22 protein-coding genes and 1 pseudogene are annotated in these 20,183 nt (G+C 58.8%); 6 read left to right on the forward strand and 17 right to left on the reverse strand.

What is annotated here, in order from left to right:
• Nucleotides 1-3: 3 nt before the first annotated feature.
• The 8 genes from AC0V6W_RS02895 to AC0V6W_RS02930 form a co-directional block, all read right to left on the reverse strand.
• A complete protein-coding gene (locus AC0V6W_RS02895) occupies nt 4-843 on the reverse strand; it encodes a LysR family transcriptional regulator (protein ID WP_486146966.1) in 840 nt (279 codons plus the stop codon).
• A gap of 137 nt (nt 844-980) precedes the next feature.
• Entirely contained in the window at nt 981-1,907 is a 927-nt protein-coding gene (locus AC0V6W_RS02900) for a hemolysin family protein (RefSeq protein ID WP_486146968.1), read from the reverse strand.
• Between the two features lie 18 nt (nt 1,908-1,925).
• Nucleotides 1,926-2,414, reverse strand: a complete 489-nt coding sequence (ybeY, locus tag AC0V6W_RS02905; RefSeq protein WP_486146970.1) for an rRNA maturation RNase YbeY — start codon at nt 2,412-2,414, stop codon at nt 1,926-1,928.
• A 255-nt stretch (nt 2,415-2,669) separates the two neighbouring features.
• On the reverse strand, nt 2,670-3,503 hold the full coding sequence (locus AC0V6W_RS02910; protein ID WP_486146972.1) for an EamA family transporter: 834 nt from the start codon (nt 3,501-3,503) through the stop codon (nt 2,670-2,672).
• Nucleotides 3,504-3,542: 39 nt separating this feature from the next.
• The gene (locus AC0V6W_RS02915) at nt 3,543-4,601 is read right to left on the reverse strand and encodes a PhoH family protein (protein WP_486146974.1); all 1,059 of its coding nucleotides are present in this window, start codon (nt 4,599-4,601) and stop codon (nt 3,543-3,545) included.
• Between the two features lie 140 nt (nt 4,602-4,741).
• Nucleotides 4,742-6,103 (reverse strand): tRNA (N6-isopentenyl adenosine(37)-C2)-methylthiotransferase MiaB, encoded by a 1,362-nt coding sequence (miaB, locus tag AC0V6W_RS02920; protein ID WP_486146976.1) that lies wholly within the window; start codon nt 6,101-6,103, stop codon nt 4,742-4,744.
• Between the two features lie 34 nt (nt 6,104-6,137).
• Nucleotides 6,138-7,076, reverse strand: coding sequence for a hypothetical protein (locus AC0V6W_RS02925; protein ID WP_486146978.1), 939 nt, complete (start codon nt 7,074-7,076; stop codon nt 6,138-6,140).
• 70 nt (nt 7,077-7,146) lie between these two features.
• A complete protein-coding gene (locus AC0V6W_RS02930) occupies nt 7,147-7,608 on the reverse strand; it encodes a peptidylprolyl isomerase (protein WP_486146980.1) in 462 nt (153 codons plus the stop codon).
• A 230-nt stretch (nt 7,609-7,838) separates the two neighbouring features.
• Between AC0V6W_RS02930 and mgtE the strand changes: the two genes are divergently transcribed.
• Nucleotides 7,839-9,281 carry a magnesium transporter gene (mgtE, locus tag AC0V6W_RS02935; RefSeq protein WP_486151445.1) on the forward strand — a complete coding sequence of 481 codons (1,443 nt, stop codon included), beginning with the start codon at nt 7,839-7,841 and terminating at the stop codon, nt 9,279-9,281.
• Between the two features lie 72 nt (nt 9,282-9,353).
• Complete coding sequence (locus AC0V6W_RS02940; protein WP_486146982.1) at nt 9,354-9,746, forward strand: DUF1489 family protein; 393 nt, start codon at nt 9,354-9,356, stop codon at nt 9,744-9,746.
• A gap of 198 nt (nt 9,747-9,944) precedes the next feature.
• Here the strand turns inward: AC0V6W_RS02940 and AC0V6W_RS02945 are convergent, their stop codons facing one another.
• The 8 genes from AC0V6W_RS02945 to AC0V6W_RS02980 all read right to left on the reverse strand — a co-directional run bounded on the left by AC0V6W_RS02945 (nt 9,945) and on the right by AC0V6W_RS02980 (nt 16,484).
• Nucleotides 9,945-10,487 (reverse strand): hypothetical protein, encoded by a 543-nt coding sequence (locus AC0V6W_RS02945; protein ID WP_486146984.1) that lies wholly within the window; start codon nt 10,485-10,487, stop codon nt 9,945-9,947.
• Between the two features lie 6 nt (nt 10,488-10,493).
• Nucleotides 10,494-11,162, reverse strand: coding sequence for a cytochrome b/b6 domain-containing protein (locus AC0V6W_RS02950; protein WP_486146986.1), 669 nt, complete (start codon nt 11,160-11,162; stop codon nt 10,494-10,496).
• A 27-nt stretch (nt 11,163-11,189) separates the two neighbouring features.
• Nucleotides 11,190-11,693, reverse strand: a complete 504-nt coding sequence (locus tag AC0V6W_RS02955; RefSeq protein WP_486146988.1) for a c-type cytochrome — start codon at nt 11,691-11,693, stop codon at nt 11,190-11,192.
• Nucleotides 11,694-11,816: 123 nt separating this feature from the next.
• Nucleotides 11,817-12,632, reverse strand: a complete 816-nt coding sequence (locus AC0V6W_RS02960) for an SDR family NAD(P)-dependent oxidoreductase (RefSeq protein WP_486146990.1) — start codon at nt 12,630-12,632, stop codon at nt 11,817-11,819.
• A gap of 24 nt (nt 12,633-12,656) precedes the next feature.
• Nucleotides 12,657-13,520 carry a DUF1295 domain-containing protein gene (locus AC0V6W_RS02965; protein ID WP_486146992.1) on the reverse strand — a complete coding sequence of 288 codons (864 nt, stop codon included), beginning with the start codon at nt 13,518-13,520 and terminating at the stop codon, nt 12,657-12,659.
• Nucleotides 13,521-13,543: 23 nt separating this feature from the next.
• Nucleotides 13,544-14,239, reverse strand: coding sequence for a DsbA family oxidoreductase (locus AC0V6W_RS02970; RefSeq protein WP_486146994.1), 696 nt, complete (start codon nt 14,237-14,239; stop codon nt 13,544-13,546).
• A gap of 11 nt (nt 14,240-14,250) precedes the next feature.
• Nucleotides 14,251-15,156 (reverse strand): NAD(+) diphosphatase, encoded by a 906-nt coding sequence (gene nudC / locus AC0V6W_RS02975; RefSeq protein WP_486146996.1) that lies wholly within the window; start codon nt 15,154-15,156, stop codon nt 14,251-14,253.
• Nucleotides 15,156-16,484 (reverse strand): serine hydrolase domain-containing protein, encoded by a 1,329-nt coding sequence (locus tag AC0V6W_RS02980; protein WP_486146998.1) that lies wholly within the window; start codon nt 16,482-16,484, stop codon nt 15,156-15,158. The genes nudC and AC0V6W_RS02980 overlap by 1 nt, the downstream gene beginning before the upstream one ends.
• Before the next feature lie 149 nt (nt 16,485-16,633).
• Between AC0V6W_RS02980 and AC0V6W_RS02985 the strand changes: the two genes are divergently transcribed.
• Entirely contained in the window at nt 16,634-16,855 is a 222-nt protein-coding gene (locus AC0V6W_RS02985; RefSeq protein WP_486147000.1) for a hypothetical protein, read from the forward strand.
• 22 nt (nt 16,856-16,877) lie between these two features.
• Here the strand turns inward: AC0V6W_RS02985 and AC0V6W_RS02990 are convergent, their stop codons facing one another.
• Nucleotides 16,878-17,924, reverse strand: a complete 1,047-nt coding sequence (locus AC0V6W_RS02990) for an A/G-specific adenine glycosylase (protein WP_486147002.1) — start codon at nt 17,922-17,924, stop codon at nt 16,878-16,880.
• A 29-nt stretch (nt 17,925-17,953) separates the two neighbouring features.
• Between AC0V6W_RS02990 and AC0V6W_RS02995 the strand changes: the two are divergent.
• The 3 genes and pseudogenes from AC0V6W_RS02995 (at nt 17,954) to AC0V6W_RS03005 (ending at nt 20,171) form a co-directional block, all read left to right on the forward strand.
• Nucleotides 17,954-18,519, forward strand: a pseudogene (locus AC0V6W_RS02995) (DUF721 domain-containing protein).
• Entirely contained in the window at nt 18,516-19,304 is a 789-nt protein-coding gene (locus AC0V6W_RS03000; RefSeq protein WP_486147004.1) for a DsbA family protein, read from the forward strand. Before AC0V6W_RS02995 ends, AC0V6W_RS03000 begins: the two are co-directional and overlap by 4 nt.
• A gap of 102 nt (nt 19,305-19,406) precedes the next feature.
• Nucleotides 19,407-20,171 carry a thioredoxin domain-containing protein gene (locus tag AC0V6W_RS03005; RefSeq protein ID WP_486147006.1) on the forward strand — a complete coding sequence of 255 codons (765 nt, stop codon included), beginning with the start codon at nt 19,407-19,409 and terminating at the stop codon, nt 20,169-20,171.
• Nucleotides 20,172-20,183 lie beyond the last annotated feature (12 nt).

Consider the following 20,183-nt stretch of genomic DNA (forward strand, 5'->3'; position numbering starts at 1 on the left):
GAATTACAGCCCCGCGCGCACCAGCCAATCGTGGAACAGCCGCACAGGCCGCGTCTCAAGCGCGGTGGGCTTGCACACAAACCAGTAGCTATACGGGCTCTCGACGTCCTTTTTCGATAACTCCGTCAACCGGTTATCGGCTGCGCGGCGCATGTGATCATCATGCATGATCGCAATGCCCAGCCCCTGCGCTGCCGCCTCCAGCATCAATTGCCCGGAATCGTAATGGTCAATCGCAGAAGGCTCCATATCCTCCAGCTGATGCGCGGCTTTCCACGCGACAAAGCTTTCGGGCAATTCGTTATGAATAAGGAAGGTCTGTTTGGCGAGGCTCTGCGCGTTCACATGATCGCCAACCGTGCGCGCCACGTCCTTTGAACAGATCGCATGGACGAGATTATGGTCAAGCCGCACCGCATGCAAACCCGATGCAGGCCCGCGTGACAGGATGATCGCTGCATCCAGAGTATCTCCTACGCGGTCTTCCAGATGCGGCCCTGTGTCGATATCAATGTGGAGCAAAGGATGGCGTTTGCGCAATTCGCCAAGACGCGGGAACAGGCGCTGGCTGCCAAACAGCGGCAAAACGCCCAGCCGCAATCGCAGCAGCGAGATGTTGTCTGATTGGCTTTCCACCGCGCGCGCAAGCGCTTCCATGTGCGGGTTCACCGCTTCGTAAAACGCCTGACCCTCATCGGTGAGCTGCATGGATTGGCGCGCGCGGGTGAACAGTTTTTTGCCAACGAATTCCTCCAGATTGGTGATCCGGCGCGACAAAGCTGAAGGCGACAGGCCAATCTCCTCAGCCGCTGCACGGGCTGATCCCAAACGGACAGTGCGCATAAACGCTTCGAGCGCGCGCAAGGGGGAAGACGACGTGACGGCATGATTTTGCTCCTTTGACGAAAGAGCTACGGTTGTCGAGACTGATGGATGCAAAAAATCGAAGGAAAATGTGCGCGCGGCAGCGCTAAATGCAATTATTGCAAGTCATTCTCAACTGAAGGCGCGTGCAATCGCAGGCGCTTCACATGCGTTTCGTTGCCCGCTGTCACCTCGATCCGCCAGCCCGAAGGATGCTCCAATATCCGGCCCACTTGCGGCACCTGTTCTGCCAGCACGAATGCAAGCCCGCCCAAAGTGTCCACCGATTCAGTCACTTCGGCAAGGCGCGGATCGACTGTTTCAGCAACATCTTCCAATTCGGCGCGGGCTGCGCAGTCCCACATCCCCTCGCCTATGGGCACAATAAGAGCCTCGGGCGTCTCATCGTGTTCATCCTCAATCTCGCCGACGATTTCTTCGACAAGGTCTTCGATGGTGATGATGCCGTCTGTTCCGGAAAACTCATCAAGCACGATGGCCAGATGCACCCGGCGGCTGCGCATATCGGCAAGCACATCGAGCGCCCCGCGCGACTGCGGCACATAGAGCGGCTGGCGCATCAGCACCGTCCAATCCCTGGGCGGCGTTTTGCCCCCTGCAAGGAAGGGAAACACATCCTTGATATGGATCATGCCGATCACATCATCCAGCGTTTCGCGGTACACCGGAATGCGCGAATGGCCATGCTGCGAGAAGGTCGCGACCAGTTCATCCCAGCTGATCGAGGCATCCACTGCGACAATCTCGCCACGCGGGATCGCCACATCATCGGCGTCATGATCGGAAAAGTGCAACAGATTGCGCAGCATCTGCCGCTCAACCGCCAGCAGATCGCCATTGCCCGCCCCGCTGCCATCATCGGGCGCGGTGTTGCCGTTTTCGTCCTCGTGCTCGTCAATCGCCTCTTCGAGCTGCGCGCGCAAAGACCGATCGCCATCGTCGAGCTTTAGCAATTTGCGAAATGCGGACAACAGCCCGCTGCTACTCTCCGCTTCTCCGGCGGTGGATTGGGAATCGGGCATTGCCCCTACTGATCACTCCTATGCAGATCTGTCGTTATATGGGTCTGGAATACCCAGTTTTGCAAGAGCGCTTATCTCCAAAGCTTCCATTGCTTCGGCTTCTGCCTCGCTGGTCACATGGTCATAGCCTGCCAGATGCAGCAATCCGTGGATGATGAGATGGGCTGCGTGGTTTTCAAGCGGGATGGATTTGTCTGCCGCCTCGCGCTTGCAGGTCTCAAACGCGAGCGCGATATCGCCGAGCATTTCGGGCGGCCCATCGGCAGCGAGACCCAGCAGCGCCTCGCGCTCCAGCATGGGGAAGCTCAGCACATTTGTCGGCTTGTCGCGCTCACGCCATTCGCGGTTGAGAGCATGGACTTCAGCATCGGAGGTGAACAGCAGGCTGGTGGACAGGCGCTGATTGGCAAGTTCGGGCGCGACACCGCACACGGCCTCACTGGCACGCTTTGCCAACGCCTCCCACTCGCCCGCCGGCCAGCCTTCGATATCGGTTTCCAGCTCCATCAAGTGGCCTCAGACGCTATCAAGCGATTACAGAGGCTTAGATAAGACATGGACCGCATGTTACACGGTCCTGGCAGTAAAAAATCACCCCGCCGCGCGGTGCGCTGTCCGACCGACGAAGGGCGAACGACGGGACATGTCAAAGGGCGCATACCGAGAAACAACATAACCCAGCCCCCTATCCCAAAAATGCCGGTGTAGGAAAGCGTAACAGGTCTGCCGATCTACGCCTTCGTATTGGCGCAATCATTCTGACTATCCTGATGAAAGACAGATAACGCCGCCAGCTACAAGAGCAGTTCCGGCCAGTTTCCGCTTGGTCACTTTTTCACGCAGAGCAAACGCGCTGAATAAGGCTGCAAAAAGGATGCTGGTCTCTCGCAAAGCAGATACGCCTCCCATAGCCGTTTGCTCCATTGCCCATACCGCCACGCAATAGGAAAGTGTTGAGAGGGCCCCTGCAACAGCGATAGAAATCCCACTCCTCCCCCTCGGAAATGCGGGCAGTCTCCGGCGAATGACGATAAAAGCCAGAGGTATAAGAGAGCACGCAACAACCGCTTGCCACGCCGCATAGCCAAGCGCGTTTTCGGATCGGCGCACACCAAGCCCATCGACCACCATATAGCTCGCAATAAATGCGCCAGCTGCGAATGCGGAGAAGATCGCTTGCCTGTTTGCATCCGTCTTACCAAGGGCGAGCGCGAATATACCCAAAGACACAAGGGCAATGCCCACCAAGGCGATGTTGCTTGGCAGTTCACTAGCAAAGATAGCCGCACCAATTGTGACCAGAAGTGGAGCGCTGCCACGAGCAATCGGGTACACTTGCGCCAGATCGCCGTGGTCATATGCGCGAATGAGAAACAAGCAGTATCCAATCTGCAAGCTCGCTGAGAATGCGATGAACGGCAAGCTTTCCAATGCTGGGAGGCCAAACATGATTGCGAAAGGAATAGCCGCGATCCCTCCGAAGATTGAGATAACCGCAATCGACCAGAGCCGATCGTCATTGCCCTTCACAAGAGCGTTCCAGCCAGCATGAATGATTGCCGATGCGAGCAGCAAAGCAATAATTGTGGGGGACATGTTTAGCGCGGCATCCCACTTGCGGGATTGCTTGCCGCCCTACCCCTCATACGCCTCGACAATGCGGCCAACGATCGGGTGGCGCACCACGTCTTTTGCGCCAAATCGGATCGTACCGAAGCCGTCTGTGTGCTCCAGTTTTTCCACTGCATCGGCAAGGCCGCTCATGCGGTCCCCGCCGGGGATATCGACCTGGCGCGGATCGCCGCACACCACCATCCGGCTGTTCTGGCCAAAGCGGGTGAGGAACATCTTCATCTGTTCGCGCGTGGTGTTCTGCGCCTCATCTAGGATCACGAACGCATCGGCGAGCGTGCGCCCCCGCATAAACGCAATCGGCGCAATCTCAATCTCGCCGCTTTCGATCCGGCGCTCCACCTGTTCGGGCGGCATGCAATCATACAGCGCATCGTAAAGCGGGCGCAGATAGGGATCGACTTTGTCTTTCATATCGCCGGGAAGGAAACCCAGCTTCTCGCCAGCTTCCACCGCCGGGCGGGACAGGATCAGGCGCTGGACGCTGCCCGTCATCAGCTGGTTCACCGCCTGCGCGACCGCGAGATACGTCTTGCCCGTGCCCGCCGGGCCCAGCGCAAAGATGATGTCATCGCGCACAAGGCTGCGCATATAGGTGATCTGCGTGGCAGAGCGCGGCACAATCGTTTTGCGCCTGGTGCGGATCATGATGGGCGGTTCTTTATCATCGCCCGAAATGATGCCTTCCAATGTCGGCTCGTTCGACATAGCAATCAGGCTTTCAATCGCGCCCGCATCCAGATCCTGCCCCTGCGCCAGCCGGTCATACATGGTCGTCAGCGTATCGCGAGCGCGCGCGACATTGTCTTCGTCCCCTTCGATCAGCAATTTATCGCCGCGCGCGTGGATCATCACGGATAGCCGGTTTTCCACCTGCACAAGATTGGCATCAAATTCGCCAAACAGCGCGCCCAGATGGGCCTGATTTTCAAAGCTCAGCTCAGCTTTCGCGCGCCCTGCTTCTGCCTTGATAACAGCGGCGCTTTGCGCGGCGTCTTTTTCGGCGAGGATGGGATCGGGCAAAACTGCCGGATCAATCGAGCGGGTTGGTCTGCGGCCCATAAGTTCCTTTGCGTCTGGCCCTGTTGTCGAGTCGGAAAGGTAAGCGCCCCCGTGCGCAAAGCAAGCTTGGGCGGGGGTTATGGTGGTGGAAAGTCACGCGGCTGTCATAGCGGCCAGGACTGCGGGTGGGGCCGAAAGCGCTATCGAACAACGCCCCGCATCGCGTTTGGCCCGGCCTCGACCATGTCCACCTCGACCATATCGCCAATTGCGCTTTCCCCGCCTTCTTCCTCGGCAAACCACACGCTGGTGAGCCAGGGCGATTTGCCGAGCCATTGGCCGGGCAGCTTGCCTTTGCGTTCAATCAGGATGGTGCAGCTTTTCCCTTCAAGCGCATCGTTGAACGCGCGCTGGTCGCGGTTGAGGCGGACTTGCAGACGGGCGAGGCGATCATCCATCACCTCGCGCGGCAATTGGTTATCCATGGTCGCCGCCGGAGTTCCGGGGCGCGGGGAATATTTAAAGCTGAAGGCTTGTGAATACCGCACTTCGTCGACCAGCGCCAAAGTGTCTTCAAATTCCGCCTCGGTCTCTCCCGGAAATCCAACGATAAAATCGCCTGACAGCGCAATATCGGGGCGCGCCTCGCGGAAGCGTTCGAGCAGGCGCAGATAACTCTCCGCTGTGTGCGCTCGGTTCATCGCTTTGAGCACCCGGTCATTGCCCGATTGCACGGGCAAATGCAGATACGGCATCAATTTCGCCACATCACCATGCGCGGCGATCAGATCGTCTTCCATGTCATTGGGGTGGCTGGTGGTGTATCGAATACGTTCCAACCCATCCAATGGAGCGAGCGCGCGGATCAGGCCTGCAAGGCCAACCGCCCGGCCCTTGTCATCCTCACCCGCCCATGCGTTCACATTCTGGCCGAGCAACGTGATCTCGCGCGCGCCTGCCTCAATCAGCTTGCGAGCTTCATCAATCAGATCACTGAAAGGCCGAGATATTTCTGCGCCGCGTGTATAGGGCACCACGCAATAGGTGCAGAATTTATCGCACCCTTCCTGCACGGTGAGAAAGGCTGAAGGCGCGCGGCGTTTGCGCCCCGGCAGCGCGCCGAATTTGGCAATCGCAGGCATGTCTGTGTCGGTCGCGCGCTCGCCCTTCACCGCTTTGTCGAGCATATCGGGCAAGCGGTGATAGGCCTGCGGGCCGACGACCATGGAAACGGCAGGCGCGCGCGCCATGATCTCTTCGCCCTCTGCCTGAGCGACACATCCCGCCACCGCTATCATCGGGGCTTTTTCCTGAGTCTTACCCTTGGTCAGCCGGCCAATATCGGAGTAAATCTTCTCCGCTGCCTTTTCGCGGATATGGCAGGTGTTGAGCACCACCAGATCCGCATCCTCGCCATCGGCTGCGGGTTTGATGCCTTTCGCATCGAGCAATTCGCCCATGCGCTCACCATCATAGACGTTCATCTGGCAGCCAAAGCTTTTGACGCGGTACGTCTTGGGCGTCTCGCCGGGAGCGGTTCTAGGTTCGGTTGTCGGTTTCATTGTGCAGCGCACCTAGCGGGGAACGCGCGCGGGTTCAATTGGCGTCATCACCCTTGGCCCGCCGCGCGATATGCACGCATGGCGTTACCGGGCCGCGCTGTATGCCCGGATGCAGTTTATCGTCGGGGCCGCATTCAACCGCCGGCTTGGTAACAGCATTGGCTTTCACGATTTCAAGCGCGCCTTCATCCTCATAGGCGGCGATCCACACCAGACAATCGGCCAGCGGGCGGATCTTGTGCTTGGAAAGCGCATCTTTTTGAGGTGAGCAATTCAGCTCATACACATCGGCGGCAGGCGCTGCGTCAAACTTGGCGAGCCGCCGCAACACTTCGCCGCGTTCGTTAAAGACGGTGCGGCGGATGTCGTTTTGCATATCCTCGCCGCCGTAAAAGGGGGAGGTGTTGAACATGAACGCGCGCACTTCGGGATATTTGATCGAAACCTCGGTGGCGAGCGCCCCGCCCAGCGAATGGCCTGTTACCACCCACGGGACATTGTCGGTGAACCGTGCCGCCTCGGCTTCATAGGTCCGCACTGCGATGTCGATCTGATCATTGCGAAGCGTGCCGTAGAATATGTCGGTCAGCTCGCCAAAATCGGTCCCGCGAAATGCGAGAATGCGCGCTTTTGGCTCGCTGTCCCCGCTGCGTTCAAACTGTTCGAACAGCTCATAACCGAAGCCTTTATCGAGATAGCTTTCCATAATCGGCGAGCGCCCAATCGGCCTGAGGCGCGGGCCTGTATCGGCAAACACATCATCATCGCCCCGGTAAGCCTGCGTTGCCGCGACCACATAGGGGTAGGCTTCTACTGCCCCTTCCCGCACAAATTCGCACCACCCGCCGGGTTCAAGGCGGCAGGGCGAGCGGGATTGGGAGATGTCGGGATAGGTTGCGCAGGCGGAGAGGGTGAGGAGCAGAGCAAATAAGAAAAACGCTCGCCCTGAGCCTGTCGAAGGGCCGTACTTCACTTTGGGAACCTCGCTCTCAAAAAGAAGGACAATGCTTCGACAAGCTCAGCATGAGCGGGCTTGTGGGTGGTTACGCCACGCTCGCCTTAACAATCTTACCCGGAGCTTGCGGCGGCTCACCCTTCGGCAGCGCATGGACGTGCTCCATGCCGCTCGTCACTTGGCCCCAAACGGTGTATTGGCCGTCCAGAAACTCGGCATCTTCAAAGCAGATGAAGAATTGGCTGTTCGCGCTGTCTGGCATTTGCGAACGCGCCATCGAACACGTGCCCTCGGTGTGGGGTTCTGCGTTGAACTCAGCTTTCAGATCAGGCTTGTCCGATCCGCCCATGCCGGTGCCGGTGGGATCGCCGCCTTGCGCCATAAAGCCGGGGATCACGCGGTGGAACACGACGCCGTCATAGAACCCTTCGCCGGCGAGTTCGGTGATGCGCGCGACATGGCCTGGTGCCAGATCGGGGCGCAGTTTGATGACAACATCCTTCCCCTCGCCATCGCCTGTGTCGAGAGTGAATGTGAGTGTATCGGCCATATTGTTTCTCCAACTTCAAAAAATCCGCTCATGCTGAGCTTGTCGAAGCATCGTTCTTTTTCTTGTATGTGGGAAAAAGAAAGGACGGCCCTTCGACAAGCTCAGGGCGAACGGGGTTAATGTGTGACGGCTCTTAAGCAGTAAACACGCGCATGTCACCCACCCACGACGCCCTCAATCCCCTGCGGTAAGCGGTTGCTTTTGATGCGATGCTGCGTAAACCCGCATCCATGGTCGATCCTTCCGCTCTTGATGACGACGCGCTCACCATGGAAGCGGAGGCAGTGCGCCCGGATGACCGGGTCGATGATGAGCGTCATGATGAGGAAAACCGGCTTAAACCTGAATATGTGAACGCGGTGCGCGATGCCCTGGATGCAGGGGATAAGGCGCAGGTTTATGACCGGGTTGAACCGCTGCACCCCGCCGACATCGCCGACCTTCTCGAATTGCTGGAAAAGGATGAGCGGTCGCAGCTCGCCGCATCGATCACCGATCTGATGAGCTCGGATGTGGTCGCGGAGCTGAACGACCACGTGCGCGAGGATATGATGGAGGCCTTGGCCCCTGTCGATGTCGCCGCGATTACCGAACAGCTTGAAACCGATGATGCGGTGCAGCTGCTCGAAGATCTCGACGAGGTCGATCAGCGCGCCATCATCGCCGAACTGGAGCCGGAGACGCAGGCCGCGGTGGAAAGCGCGCTCGCCTATCCGGAAGAAACCGCTGGCCGGTTGATGAACCGCCACGTGATGGCGGTGCCCGAGCATTTGACCGTGGGCGATCTGATTGATTACCTTCGCGAAGAAGGCGATCTAACTCACGATTTCTTTGAGGTTTTCGTGATTGATGCTGCCCATCATCCGGTGGGCACATGCGCTTTGAACTGGATCCTCACCACCCCGCGCAGCGTCGCTCTCACCGATGTGATGAAACGCGACCAGACCTTGATCCCTGTCACGATGGATCAGGAAGAAGTCGCCAAGATGTTCCAGAAATACGCACTGATTTCAGCCGCAGTGGTCGATGAAAGCGGGCGTTTGGTGGGGCAGATGACCGTCGATGATGTCGTCCACATCATCTCCGAAGAAGCGGGCGAGGATGCGCTTTTGCTTTCAGGTGCAGGCGATGGCGACATTAACGAGCCGATCAAGGAAGCGTATTCCAGCCGGGTGCGCTGGCTGATCGCGAACCTTGGCACCGCCGTCGTCGCCTCTGCCATTATCGCGTTTTTCGGCGCTGCGATTGAGCAGCTGGTTGCGCTTGCCGTGCTGATGCCGATTGTTGCGAGCATTGGCGGCAATGCAGGCACGCAGACCATGGCCGTGGCCGTGCGCGCGATTGCGACCAATCAGCTCACCCGGTCGAACACCTGGCGCACGGTCTGGCGCGAATTGCGCGTTGCGGTCCTCAACGGGATTACTGTGGCGGTTTTGATCGGGATTGCCGCGGGGCTGATTTATTCGCCGATGATGGGCGCGGTGATTGCCGCAGCGATGGTTATCAATATCGCGGTGGCGGGCCTAGCCGGCGTGCTGGTGCCGGTGGTGTTTGAACGGCTGGATCAAGACCCGGCGCTTGCGTCTTCCGTGTTTGTGACGATGATCACCGACTCCATGGGCTTTTTCGCGTTTCTGGGGCTCGCGGTGCTGAGCGGGATGGTTTCGCTTTAAGCGCGCGCATTTTATCGACAAGCCTGACGGGCATCTGCTTGTCCGCACTCATTCAATCGCTACATTTGCCCCATGCCCACTCACCTGACCAAGATCGCGTTCGGCGCGACCAGCTATGCCGATATTGAAAGCTGGTATCGCGGGAACACGCGCAGTCCTTATCTGACGACCAAATACCGCCCGACCAAATGGGAGGACTGCATTGGCGGATCGCTTTATTGGATCCACCAGCACGCCATTGTCGCGCGCTCCGTCATCAACGGGTTTTCGCAAACCGATAGCGGGCGCTGGCTGATAGAGCTTGAACCGGAACTCATCCGAGTAGACCCCCGCCCCAAACGCGCCCACCAAGGCTGGCGATACCTGAAAGGCGATCCCCCGCGCGATCTTGCACCGGACGAAGATATCGGCGACGCGCTTCCGGGCAAACTGGCGGGCAAGCTGGAACGGTTGGGGTTGATTTAGGGCCAACGGACCAGTCGCCACTTACAGTCATCCCAGCGAAAGCTGGGATCGCCCACCACTATCTTGAAATCTCTCAAAGGCGTTGCTTTGCCGATAGCGATCCCAGCTTTCGCTGGGATGACGGAGGTTTAGGAGATCAAAAAGCGATACGTCGGAGGAAAGGTGCCTGGTCGGCATACCCCCCACAGACTGGCGCAGCTAAGGAACTGGTGAAAGCCAAAGCTTGCCAGTATCCATCTCGTAGCCTTTCGTATGGACAGACACAAAAGCAAGCGACCCTTTTGCTTGCGCCACTGTTCCGCAAAGGGTGTTTGCGATCGGTGTTTCGACATTGGTTTTGCCATCATTCGTTGAAACAACAGCAATTGGAACGCTCATGCCGGTTATGACCGCACGCGCTGAGCCATTGGCCTGAAAACTCAGTTCCTGACTGGCTCCGGGTAGCAAGGCCAGAGCGTTCTCCAGACGTTTCGGATCGTCAAAAGGGAAGTCCACACCATATGTTAAAGTGGCAGTGCCCTCCCTGTCAGCTTGAACCATTCGTTTGGCCCAACCACTTATGGCGCGGTTATTAAACTGCTTCTCACAAGTGCTTTGTTCCGAGGCTCGCTGAATTCCGGACGTATCGTCGCATCCGGCAAGACCAAACAGCAAGACAAGCAAAGAGAAGGCCTTTGCCGGGTTTTGAGAACCATTTATGTTTTTGATCTTTTGCTCCGTAAATGCCCAAAGACTTTCCATTCGCCATCACCCCAGCCCCGGCGCCCCAAACCACACCCAAACCGCAACACCAATCGCCGCCGCCAGCGCTGCAAAGGCCCGCGCGCCTGGTTTGCCGATGCCTTCGACCTCGGCTGGCACTGTTTTCTCGCCGCTCACCATGGGGCCGATCAGGTCGTCCATTCGCACGAAGCCGTAAAAGGCAATCGCGCTTAAGTGCAGCGCCACCATTCCCGCGATGACCCAGTAAAACCATTCATGCGTGTCGGTGAGGAAATCGGCGGTGCTGATGCTCACCAGATCATTCAATGGCCCGGTTGCGCCGTCATAAGGATCGCCTGCAAACAGCCCCATGCTCACTTGCGCCAGCATCACGCCGAGCAGCGCCAGAACCGACAAAGCCCCCAAAGGCGAATGGCCGATATTGCGCTTCACATCCCAGCGGCCCCTCAAATAATCAAGCACTGCCCCCGGCCCGCGCACAAACTGCGAGAAGCGCGCCGTGCGCGTCCCGATGAAGCCCCAGATGATTCGGAAAATCAGCAAGCCAAGCAGAACATGGCCCAGCCGCATATGCCAGCCCCAATGCGAGTTATCGGCCGTCCACCACATGGCAGGCACCAGCAAAGCAAAGCTCCAATGGCACAGCCGCACGGGCCAGTCCCACAGGCAAATGGAGTGCGTTGTTGAAGACACGAATTACACCGTCAGGCGCGCGGGCGATCAATCATCATCGACGCGGAAATTGTCGTGGCACCCCTTGCAGCTTTTGCCCACCGTGCCGACCGCTGCGCCAACCGCGGCTGCATCGCCAGCATCGGCAAGGCTCGCCATTTCGCCAGCGGCTTCGACCAAAGCCTGTGCGGCGTCTTCAAACTCTTCGGGTTTTTCCCAGATGGTCGCCAAAGCTTCAGTGTCATAGCCATCGTCGACACTGGTTCCTGCGGGGAACAAACCCTTGGCCACCTCTGCACGCGCGCCGATATCTTCAGCCGATGTCTTGATGAAGGCGAGATCGGGATTGCCTGTTTCCAGTTCCTCGCGGATGGCTTTGAAGGCATCGCCGATCTTTTCAAAATTGTCTTGTCGTTCAGCGATGGCGGGCGGCGCATCGCCTGCTGCTGTGCCGTCACCATCCCCTGTTTCGGCCGTTTCCCCGCCGCATGCGGCGAGCACGGCAATCAAGGGTGTGGCAATCAAAAGGCGCGAGAAAGAACGAGTGGTCATGCGAATAGACTCCTTGCACAAAAGCGATAGTCAATCCTGCCCGTGATCCCCCAGCGCAGCATTCGGCGAGTTAACTACACCACAAAGCCGCGCTTTGCCAAGGGCTTGCCCAGAGCAGGCCCGTTATGATTTCGTCTGAGCCCCCGCTGATCGCAGCGCCGCCATCACCGATTGCACATCGTGTTTCGCATCCTCATCCGCTGGCAGGGCGTAGCGTTTATAGCTCTCATGCAATTCATCCATCCGCTCAGCAATGCGAACCGCGTTATAGCCATGGCTGACAACAAACCGCCGCCGCGCGGTGATCTGGGGCAGGATGATGTCGATATACTCTTCCACATCCATGCCGAGTTTCATAAATTGCTCCGGGCCAAGCGGCGTGAACACCCAGCCGGGAATGATAACGCCTGCATGCACATGGGCCGGCAGATCGCCGCGCAGGCTTTCGGTCATACCCAGCACGGCATGTTTCGCCGCAATATAGGCGGCGGTTCGCGGGACAGCGCAGAAAAAGCTGTTCTCGCTTGCCGTATTGAAAACCGCGGATGGGGAATCTTGCGCGATCAGGCGCGGAGCAAAAGCTTTGCAGCCGTGCCATATGCCCCAGAAATTGACATCGAAATGCGCGCGGGCAGCCTCAGGATCGACTTCCCATAACTTGCCATGCACGCCGCTTTGCCCGGCATTGTTGATGACCAGATCAACCCGCTGGAATGTGTCAAAAGCGCTTTGGGCAAGCGCCTCGACCTGCTTAAGGTCAGCCACATCGCAAACCTGCGCGGTGATGCCGTCAAGCTTACCCGCTGCGTCCAGTTTCGCACCGGGCAAATCGGCCACCATCACCCGCACGCCCTGCCCCGCCAGCCGCTTTGCCAAAGCCAATCCGATGCCGCTTGCCCCGCCAGTGATGACGGCGGTGCGAGGCGCAAATTCACTCATCTGTCTCTCCCTTGCTGGAAGAGACTAACCCTTGGGCGGCATGGGGACCAGAGCGGGCGTGTTTTTGCGGTATTGCTGGTAGGCGGGATCATCGCCCCAGCGCTCCTCCGCCTGCTTGCTTTGCAGGTTCACACCGCTGATTTTGGTGAGGAGCAAGGTGACAAACAGCGGAGAGATCACCGCCAGCCACGCAAGTCCCGACAGCAAAGGCACGGTCATCACAAGGATACCCGTCCACAAAGTGATCTCACCAAAGTAATTGGGATGGCGCGACCATTTCCACAGGCCCACATTGATGAAATCGCCTTTGTTCGATGGGTCCGCCTTAAACCGGCGTTTCTGTTCGTCCGCGATCACTTCCCAGGCAAATCCCAAGGCCCAGATCGCCGCGCCTGCCCAAAAGAACAGGCCAATGGGCGCGCGGGTTTCGGCGGTGATGGCGACCATCGCGGCGGCGGCGGTGAAAATCACCCACACCGCCTGCAATGTCCACGCGACCAGAAAGCGCGCCGGATGCGTCTTGATCTTGTCAAAGCGGGAATCCGCACCGCCGCTCGCATGGATGCGGATAAACAGGAATGTGCCCAGCCGCACTGTCCAGATGCCGACCATCGCCGCAATCACCATACCGCGCAGATCAAGCGGGGCCGATGCCCAGCAGGCAAAGGCGGTGACGGACAAATAGGTCACCGCGCCGATAGTGTCGTAAAACGTATCCGCCTTTGCGATGGCCGATGGGACAAAGGCGGCCCAGTTCACCGCAAACGCGATCAAAGCGCACAGGAATGTGAGCGGATAGCCATAGAGCGTGCCGCTGACGCTGCCGAGAAACCACGAAAACGCCAGACCGATGGCGGTGACAATTGCGGCGACAAGGATGCTTTTCATAAGCGCAACTACGTAGCGAACCGTTAGGAAGACGCAACTTCGCGCGTTTTGGCAGCGACGCGGCGCAGGGCGTTTACATAGGTTTCGGGCGATTGCGCGCCGGGGATCATGAATTTATCATTCACAATCATCGCAGGCACCCCGGTGATGTTTAAATCCCAAGCCTGGCGTTCTTCGGCGATCACGCGCGCTTCGAGGTCGGGATCATCGAGGGCCGCCTTGGCCGCTTCGCGGTGGAGGCCAGCTTTTGCCGCAAGATCAAGCAGCATATCACGGTCCGCCAAGCTGCGGCGGTGATTGAAGTGCGCTTTGAATAGCTCAAGTTTCAGCTGCGTCTGCGCTACCGGCCCCAATTGTTCGAGCGCGAAGGCGAGCAGCTTGTGACAATCGCGGGTGTTCCACATCATCGCAGGGGGCGCATCCGCCTCCCCTTCCCCCTCATAGGACAGCGACACCCCTGCATCCGCTGCAATTTGCTTCATCTGGTTGCGCATCGCTGTGCCTTCTTCGGCAGAGCGGCGATATTTGCGCTGCAAATGCGCTTCGGCTTCTTCGCCTTGTGCGGGCATGTCGGGGTTCAGCTCAAACGGGCGCCAGCGAATATCGGCGGTAATTTCGCCGTCCAATTGGGCCAGCGCCTTGGTCAATTGTCCATGCCCGATCACGCACCACGGGCAGACCACGTCGGAATAGATGTCGATGGTGAGGTTTTGGGGCATTCTTGCAGTCCTTACTTATCGAGCCACCATGTGACCAAAGTGTGCGCGATGGCAAAGGGGCGAGGGAAAATCATCAGATCGCTGCCCTTTTCGCCCGCGCTGCGCGCCTCTTCCAATTCGGCCCGCGTGAACCAGCGCGCGTCATCAAGCTCTGTTTCATCAATCGTCAGCGCGGGATCATCGGTTTTGGACGTGCAGCCAATCATCAGCTGGCTGGGGAAAGGCCATGGCTGGCTGGCGATATATTCGACGCTGTGCGCGCGCACGCCTGCTTCTTCCCAAATCTCGCGGGCGACCGCCTCTTCGATGGTTTCGCCCGGTTCGACAAATCCGGCGAGCGCTGAATACATGCGCGGCGGAAAGCGCGGCTGGCGGCCCAGCAGCAGCTTGTCCTCATGTTCAACCAGCATGATGGTGACAGGATCAGTGCGCGGAAAATGCTGCGCGCCGCAATTGTCGCAGGATCGCTGCCAGCCGCCTTTGGCAAGCTTTGTCAGCGCGCCGCATTGGGCGCAGTGCTGGTGGCGGGCATGCCAATCGCACAGCGACCGCGCCTCGCCGTAAATCGCCAGATCATCGGGCTGGAGAAGTTGCATCACTTGCCAGCTGCGCGGGTCGGCAGGCGCATTCGCGCCGCTGCCTTTGGGCACGGGGGCAAAGTGCGCTTTGTCATCGAGCAGGCCCAGAAACACCAGCTCAGCATCCTCGGCCACATCGGCCAGAGTGCCCCATTCCAGCGCGCCTGTTTCATCTATGGCAGGCATCAGGCCATCCAGCTTGAGCACGCGCGCGCGCCAATTCATCAACCCGCCCAGCGCATCTGCATCCACACGGATATTGTCCGCCCGGTCCATCGGCGATCCGGCAAAAGCAATCGGCGGAACCTGGCTCGCCCCCTGCACTCCGATGCCTGCCATTACGCCGCTTTGCTTGCCCGCAGAGCAGCCAGATCAGCTTCCACCGCGGCAAGATATTCATCGCGCACGGGGTAAGCATCGCTGGGCAGATATTGGGTGAACAATCCGGTGCGAAGGCCCAGTCCGAAATCGACCGCTGCCAAAGTGCCGGCCGCACCGCCCCAGCCAAAGGTGCCACCAACAGATCGGCCGCCTGCGCCGTGGCCCTGACCTTCCATCCATGATCCGCTCATATCGACCGTTTTGGGCACCAGATTGGATACGCCAACGCGCACAGCGAGTTCGCCCATGATCCGTTCATTGCCCAATTTGCCGTAACCCAGCACCATGCGCAGGAAACGGTCATAATCCTTGGGGCTGCAGACCAGATCGGCTCCGCCCATCGGCGCTGTTGGCATCTCGGAATAAATCGAATTGTTCGCCTGATCTATCGGAAGGATATTGTTGAGCAGGACACCGTAATTGTCGGTAAGCCTGCCGAGCTCGCTTTGCGGAACCTGGAAATAGGTGCTTTCCATGCCCATGGGATCAAAGAAGCGGGTTTGCAGAAAATCGGGAAAGCTCATCCCTGATACCACTTCGATCACCCGGCCCAGCAGATCGATACTGGCAGAATAGCTCCACTTCGTCGCGGGCTGATACATCAGCGGCAAGGACGCGAGCCGGTCGGCCCAGATTTCAAGACTGGGCGGCGGGGTGACCGTCGGAATGCCGGGGATCGGCAGCTTGGAAACGCGGCCAGAGATAATGCCCTTTTCCTGATAGGCTTTCAGCAACGCGCCTTTGCTGGTGATATTGTAACCAAGGCCCGATGTGTGCGTGAGCAATTGGCGAATGGTGATCGGTTTGTCAGCCGGAACCGTATCCTCCAGCGCGCCTTCGGGATCGACCAGCACCTGCATTTCGGCAAAGGCGGGGATGATATCGCCCAGCGGCTGATCGAGGCCAAGCTTGCCTTCATCAATCAGCATCATGATCGCCATGCCAGTGATCGGCTTGGTCATGGAATAGATGCGATAAAGCGAATTTTCATCGACTTCTGCGGGATTGTTGAGCGCCAGAGTGCCCCCGCCCACAGTGTGCGCGTGGTTTTCCTGACCCCAGCCGAATGTGAGGAACATGTTCGCGACTTTTTTCTCGGCGACATATTTCTTGGCCATCGCGGCGACATTGGGCCACGCCTCTGACACGTCATGCGCCAGCAGGCCGCGCCCGAACGGCAGCGATGCAAAAGCCGCACCCGCCCCCAGCAATCCGCCTGCGCGAAACAGCGCGCGGCGTGACATGTCAGGGGTGATTTGGGCGGGGTCAAAGCTGCGATAGGCCATCAGGTTTCTCCGGGAATTGTTTGGTTGCCGCCTGAATGGGGCCATTCACCTGAAGCGTCAATGAAAGGGTTGCAATTTGCAATGATGCGGCGCGCAGGCATGGGCGCGGCAGGCTTGAATGCACGAGGTGTGTTACCTATATAAGGCACATGCTTAATGTGATCTCCTGGCTGATTGGCTTTGTCTGCCTTGTTCTTGGCATCCCCATGCTGCTCCCCGTTGTGGGTTTGCTCTTGTGGGTTTTGCTTCCCATCAGTGCCCTTGGTATCGTGATCGGCGCGCTTTCATCGAGCAATAGCGGGCGCAATTTCTGCATTCTGGTTTTTGTGCTGATCGTGCTGCGCATGGCGATAACGGGCGGCACCTTTTAGAAACACCCTTTAGAAGCAGCCTTTACGCCATCGCCAGCCGCGCAGCCTTGGCAAACAGAGTGGGCAGGCCAGCCTGATCGATATCGCTGATGGGCCACCATACGCCCTTGCCCGGCGGCGCTGCACTCACCGCTATCCGCTCAACCGTCAATGTCAGATGCGCATGAGTAAAGGTGTGCCGCACTGCGCCCAGTGCCTCGCGCGCGCCTGCGATCGGCGGCGCGCCTGAGCCATCACCCCTCGCGCTCCATCCATCATCAGGAAGCGCGCGCATACCGCCCAGCATTCCCGCAGCTGGTCGGGTCACAAGCCACACTTCGCGCGCGCCATTTGCCGCTTCCCGCTCAATCCAGAAAGCCGTCCCGCGCCGTTCAGGCTTGGCCTTTTTGGGCGGTTTTACCGGCAGGCGTTCAGGATCGCCCGCCGCACGCGCGGCGCATAGATCGGTGAGCGGACATAGCAGGCATTTGGGCGCTTTGGATGTGCAAATGCTGGAGCCTAAATCCATCATGCTTTGCGCAAAATCGCCTGCACGTTCGTCTGGCGTAATCGTCTCTGCGGCGGCGCGAATGGCTTTGCGCCCGCCGGGTAAAGGGTCTGTGATGGCGAACAATCGCGCCGCCACCCGTTCAACATTGGCATCGACCACAACAGCGCGCCTGCCAAACGCAATCGCAGCAATCGCAGCGGCGGTGTATGCGCCAAGGCCGGGGAGTTTGCGCAATTCCTCCTCGGTTTCGGGAAAGCCGCCCATTGCCGCCACTTCGCGCGCGCATTTCACCAGATTGCGCGCCCGCGAATAATATCCCAGCCCCGCCCAGGCGGCCATAACCTCATCCTCGCTCGCTTTGGCAAGATCGAAGACAGTGGGCCAAACTGCTGTAAACTTCCCAAAATACGGCTTTACCGCAGCCACGGTCGTTTGTTGCAGCATCACCTCAGACAGCCACACGCGGTAGGCAAAGGCGGGATCATCAGGGCGCGGGCTACAGGGCGGCACGCGCCAGGGCAGATCGCGGGCATGCGCATCGTACCAGTGGAGCAGAGTGTCAGAGATGCTGGCAGTCACGCGGCCTCTATGGCATGAGCGTGCGCATAATGGGAACAGGCACTCCAAAACCATCAACCGGCAAGAAAGCGGGCGGCAAACGCCTGAGCAAAGCGGCCAAACAATACACCCGCCCGCGCGGCGGCGGGGCCAAGGCGATTGGCGATCTCACTCCCGAAATCGGGCGCACCGCGTTTCGCCGGTTTGGCTTTGTGCAAAGCTCTGTCGTGACCCGCTGGCCCGAAATCGTTGGCCCCGCCCATGCGCGCGTGTGCAGCCCAGAGGCGATCCGTTTCCCCCCGGCGAGAAATCCGAAGGCATCCTGCAATTGGTCGTCGCGCCTGCCCATGCGCCGCTGATCCAGCAAGTGACGGCTGAGATTATGGAGCGGGTCAATCGCTTCTTTGGTTACAAGGCGGTCGCGCGGGTCAAAATCCGTCAAGGCGCGGTTAAGCCCACGCATGCAGATAAGCCTGCCAAACCGCCGCCATCGCTCAAACCCATTCCCATGTCGCTGGGTGACAGTTTGCGCGATATTGGCGATCCTGAATTGCGCACAGTGCTGGAATCGCTGGCGCGCAGCATGGGCGATAAAGACACAAAGGACGAGATGTGACGACGAAATTGCTGGCCGCCTTCGCAGCCATCGCCGCGATAGCTTTACCGATAAGCGCAGGGCCGCTTGCCGCGCAAAGCTCTGACAGCGACCAAACCAATCAGCTGAGCGATCCGCGCAGTTCCTTTGCGGATAAAAATGGCCGCAGCTGGCATGCCGAGATTGAACCAACAGAGCGCGGTTACCTGATGGGCAATCCGGATGCGGATGCGGCGCTTATTGAGTTCATCAGCTACACCTGCAGCCACTGCGCGCATTTCTCTCAAGAGGCCGATGGCGCGATTGATCTGGCGCTGCTGGCTCCCGGTCATATGAGCGCAGAAATCCGCTCGGTCATTCGCAATTCGGCTGATCTTACGATTTCGCTGCTGGTGGCTTGCGGCGATCCCAAGGGGTTCAAAAACCGCCACCGGATCGTGATGGAGAAACAGGACGAATGGCTCCCCATGCTTTTTAGCGCCCCGCAATCGCAGAAACAGGCATGGTCGCGCGGTGATCGGGCGGGCCGCATCAGCATGGCAAGCGCTGTCGGATTGGACGATATGATGGCCGATAAAGGGCTCACGCGCACTCAGATAACCCGGTGCCTTTCCGATGATGCAGCGGCGCAGAAGCTGATCGATGCCAGCAATGCCGACCGCGCGGAATTCAAAGTGAACGCAACGCCCAGCTTTGCGCTGAATGGCGATCTGCTCAGCGGCGTGCATTCATGGGGTACCCTTTACCCGGTGCTTTCGGGGCAATATGCTGCTGACCAAACTGCCTCTGGCAATGCCAATAAGTGAGCGCAACACACAGATTTTTACACAAGCACTTGGCGCTGCCCCTTGGGTGCAGGCCCGCCTCCCGCTATTTTCATTGATCAAGACACAAGGATTCTCAAAACCATGGCTCTGACCAAAGGTTCTTCTTCGCCAATGTTCTCCCGCGCTTTGGCCTTTGCCGCGCCGCTGGCTCTTGCACTGGCCGCGTGTTCAGGCTCCGGTGAAGATGGCCCGCAGAACGGCGATCCCATCGCGGCAATCCCTGCGCCTGATGGCACAACGTGGCTCGATACGGTCACGGTGAGCGAATTTGACGGCTATATCCTTGGCAATCCTGATGCACCGATCAAATTGGTTGAATATGCCTCGCACACTTGCGGGGCCTGCGGTCAGTTTGCGGAGCAGGCCAAGGAAAAACTGAAAAGCGATTACATCGCGACCGGCGTCGTCAGCTTTGAACAGCGCAATCTGGTGCGTGATCCGATTGATCTTACGATTGCCACTTTGGTGCGCTGCGGGGCGAAGGAAAACATGCAGCCGCTCTCCGATCAGGCCTGGGCCGCGCTCAATGATACCTTTGCGGCGATCAACCAAAATGGCGCCGCATACGAAGCGGCCACCACTCAGCCGCTCGAACAGCGTTTCATCACCATTGCCGAGGCAGGCGGATTGATCGATTTCTTTGCCGCGCGCGGATTGTCATCCGATCAGGCGCGCACATGCCTTGCCGATAAAGCCAAGGTTGAAGCGATTGCCGACGCATCCGGCCAGCAGGCGGAGGAATTGAACATCAACGCCACGCCGACTTTCATCATCAATGGCCGCCAGGTCGAAGAACGCAGCTGGGCCGATATTGAACCCATGCTGCAACGCGCAGGCGCGCGGTAAAGCGGCGGGGAG

The sequence above is a fragment of the Erythrobacter sp. JB1-7 genome, from assembly GCF_057365015.1.

Excerpts from the sequence above, each read along its gene's own strand:
- AC0V6W_RS02895 (WP_486146966.1), bottom strand. The coding sequence starts at position 843 with ATGCGCACTGTCCGTTTGGGATCAGCCCGTGCAGCGGCTGAGGAGATT.
- AC0V6W_RS02900 (WP_486146968.1), bottom strand. The coding sequence starts at position 1,907 with ATGCCCGATTCCCAATCCACCGCCGGAGAAGCGGAGAGTAGCAGCGGG.
- ybeY (WP_486146970.1), bottom strand. The coding sequence starts at position 2,414 with ATGGAGCTGGAAACCGATATCGAAGGCTGGCCGGCGGGCGAGTGGGAG.
- AC0V6W_RS02910 (WP_486146972.1), bottom strand. The coding sequence starts at position 3,503 with ATGTCCCCCACAATTATTGCTTTGCTGCTCGCATCGGCAATCATTCAT.
- AC0V6W_RS02915 (WP_486146974.1), bottom strand. The coding sequence starts at position 4,601 with ATGGGCCGCAGACCAACCCGCTCGATTGATCCGGCAGTTTTGCCCGAT.
- miaB (WP_486146976.1), bottom strand. The coding sequence starts at position 6,103 with ATGAAACCGACAACCGAACCTAGAACCGCTCCCGGCGAGACGCCCAAG.
- AC0V6W_RS02930 (WP_486146980.1), bottom strand. The coding sequence starts at position 7,608 with ATGGCCGATACACTCACATTCACTCTCGACACAGGCGATGGCGAGGGG.
- mgtE (WP_486151445.1), top strand. The coding sequence starts at position 7,839 with ATGGTCGATCCTTCCGCTCTTGATGACGACGCGCTCACCATGGAAGCG.
- AC0V6W_RS02940 (WP_486146982.1), top strand. The coding sequence starts at position 9,354 with ATGCCCACTCACCTGACCAAGATCGCGTTCGGCGCGACCAGCTATGCC.
- AC0V6W_RS02945 (WP_486146984.1), bottom strand. The coding sequence starts at position 10,487 with ATGGAAAGTCTTTGGGCATTTACGGAGCAAAAGATCAAAAACATAAAT.
- AC0V6W_RS02955 (WP_486146988.1), bottom strand. The coding sequence starts at position 11,693 with ATGACCACTCGTTCTTTCTCGCGCCTTTTGATTGCCACACCCTTGATT.
- AC0V6W_RS02960 (WP_486146990.1), bottom strand. The coding sequence starts at position 12,632 with ATGAGTGAATTTGCGCCTCGCACCGCCGTCATCACTGGCGGGGCAAGC.
- AC0V6W_RS02965 (WP_486146992.1), bottom strand. The coding sequence starts at position 13,520 with ATGAAAAGCATCCTTGTCGCCGCAATTGTCACCGCCATCGGTCTGGCG.
- AC0V6W_RS02970 (WP_486146994.1), bottom strand. The coding sequence starts at position 14,239 with ATGCCCCAAAACCTCACCATCGACATCTATTCCGACGTGGTCTGCCCG.
- nudC (WP_486146996.1), bottom strand. The coding sequence starts at position 15,156 with ATGGCAGGCATCGGAGTGCAGGGGGCGAGCCAGGTTCCGCCGATTGCT.
- AC0V6W_RS02980 (WP_486146998.1), bottom strand. The coding sequence starts at position 16,484 with ATGGCCTATCGCAGCTTTGACCCCGCCCAAATCACCCCTGACATGTCA.
- AC0V6W_RS02985 (WP_486147000.1), top strand. The coding sequence starts at position 16,634 with ATGCTTAATGTGATCTCCTGGCTGATTGGCTTTGTCTGCCTTGTTCTT.
- AC0V6W_RS03005 (WP_486147006.1), top strand. The coding sequence starts at position 19,407 with ATGGCTCTGACCAAAGGTTCTTCTTCGCCAATGTTCTCCCGCGCTTTG.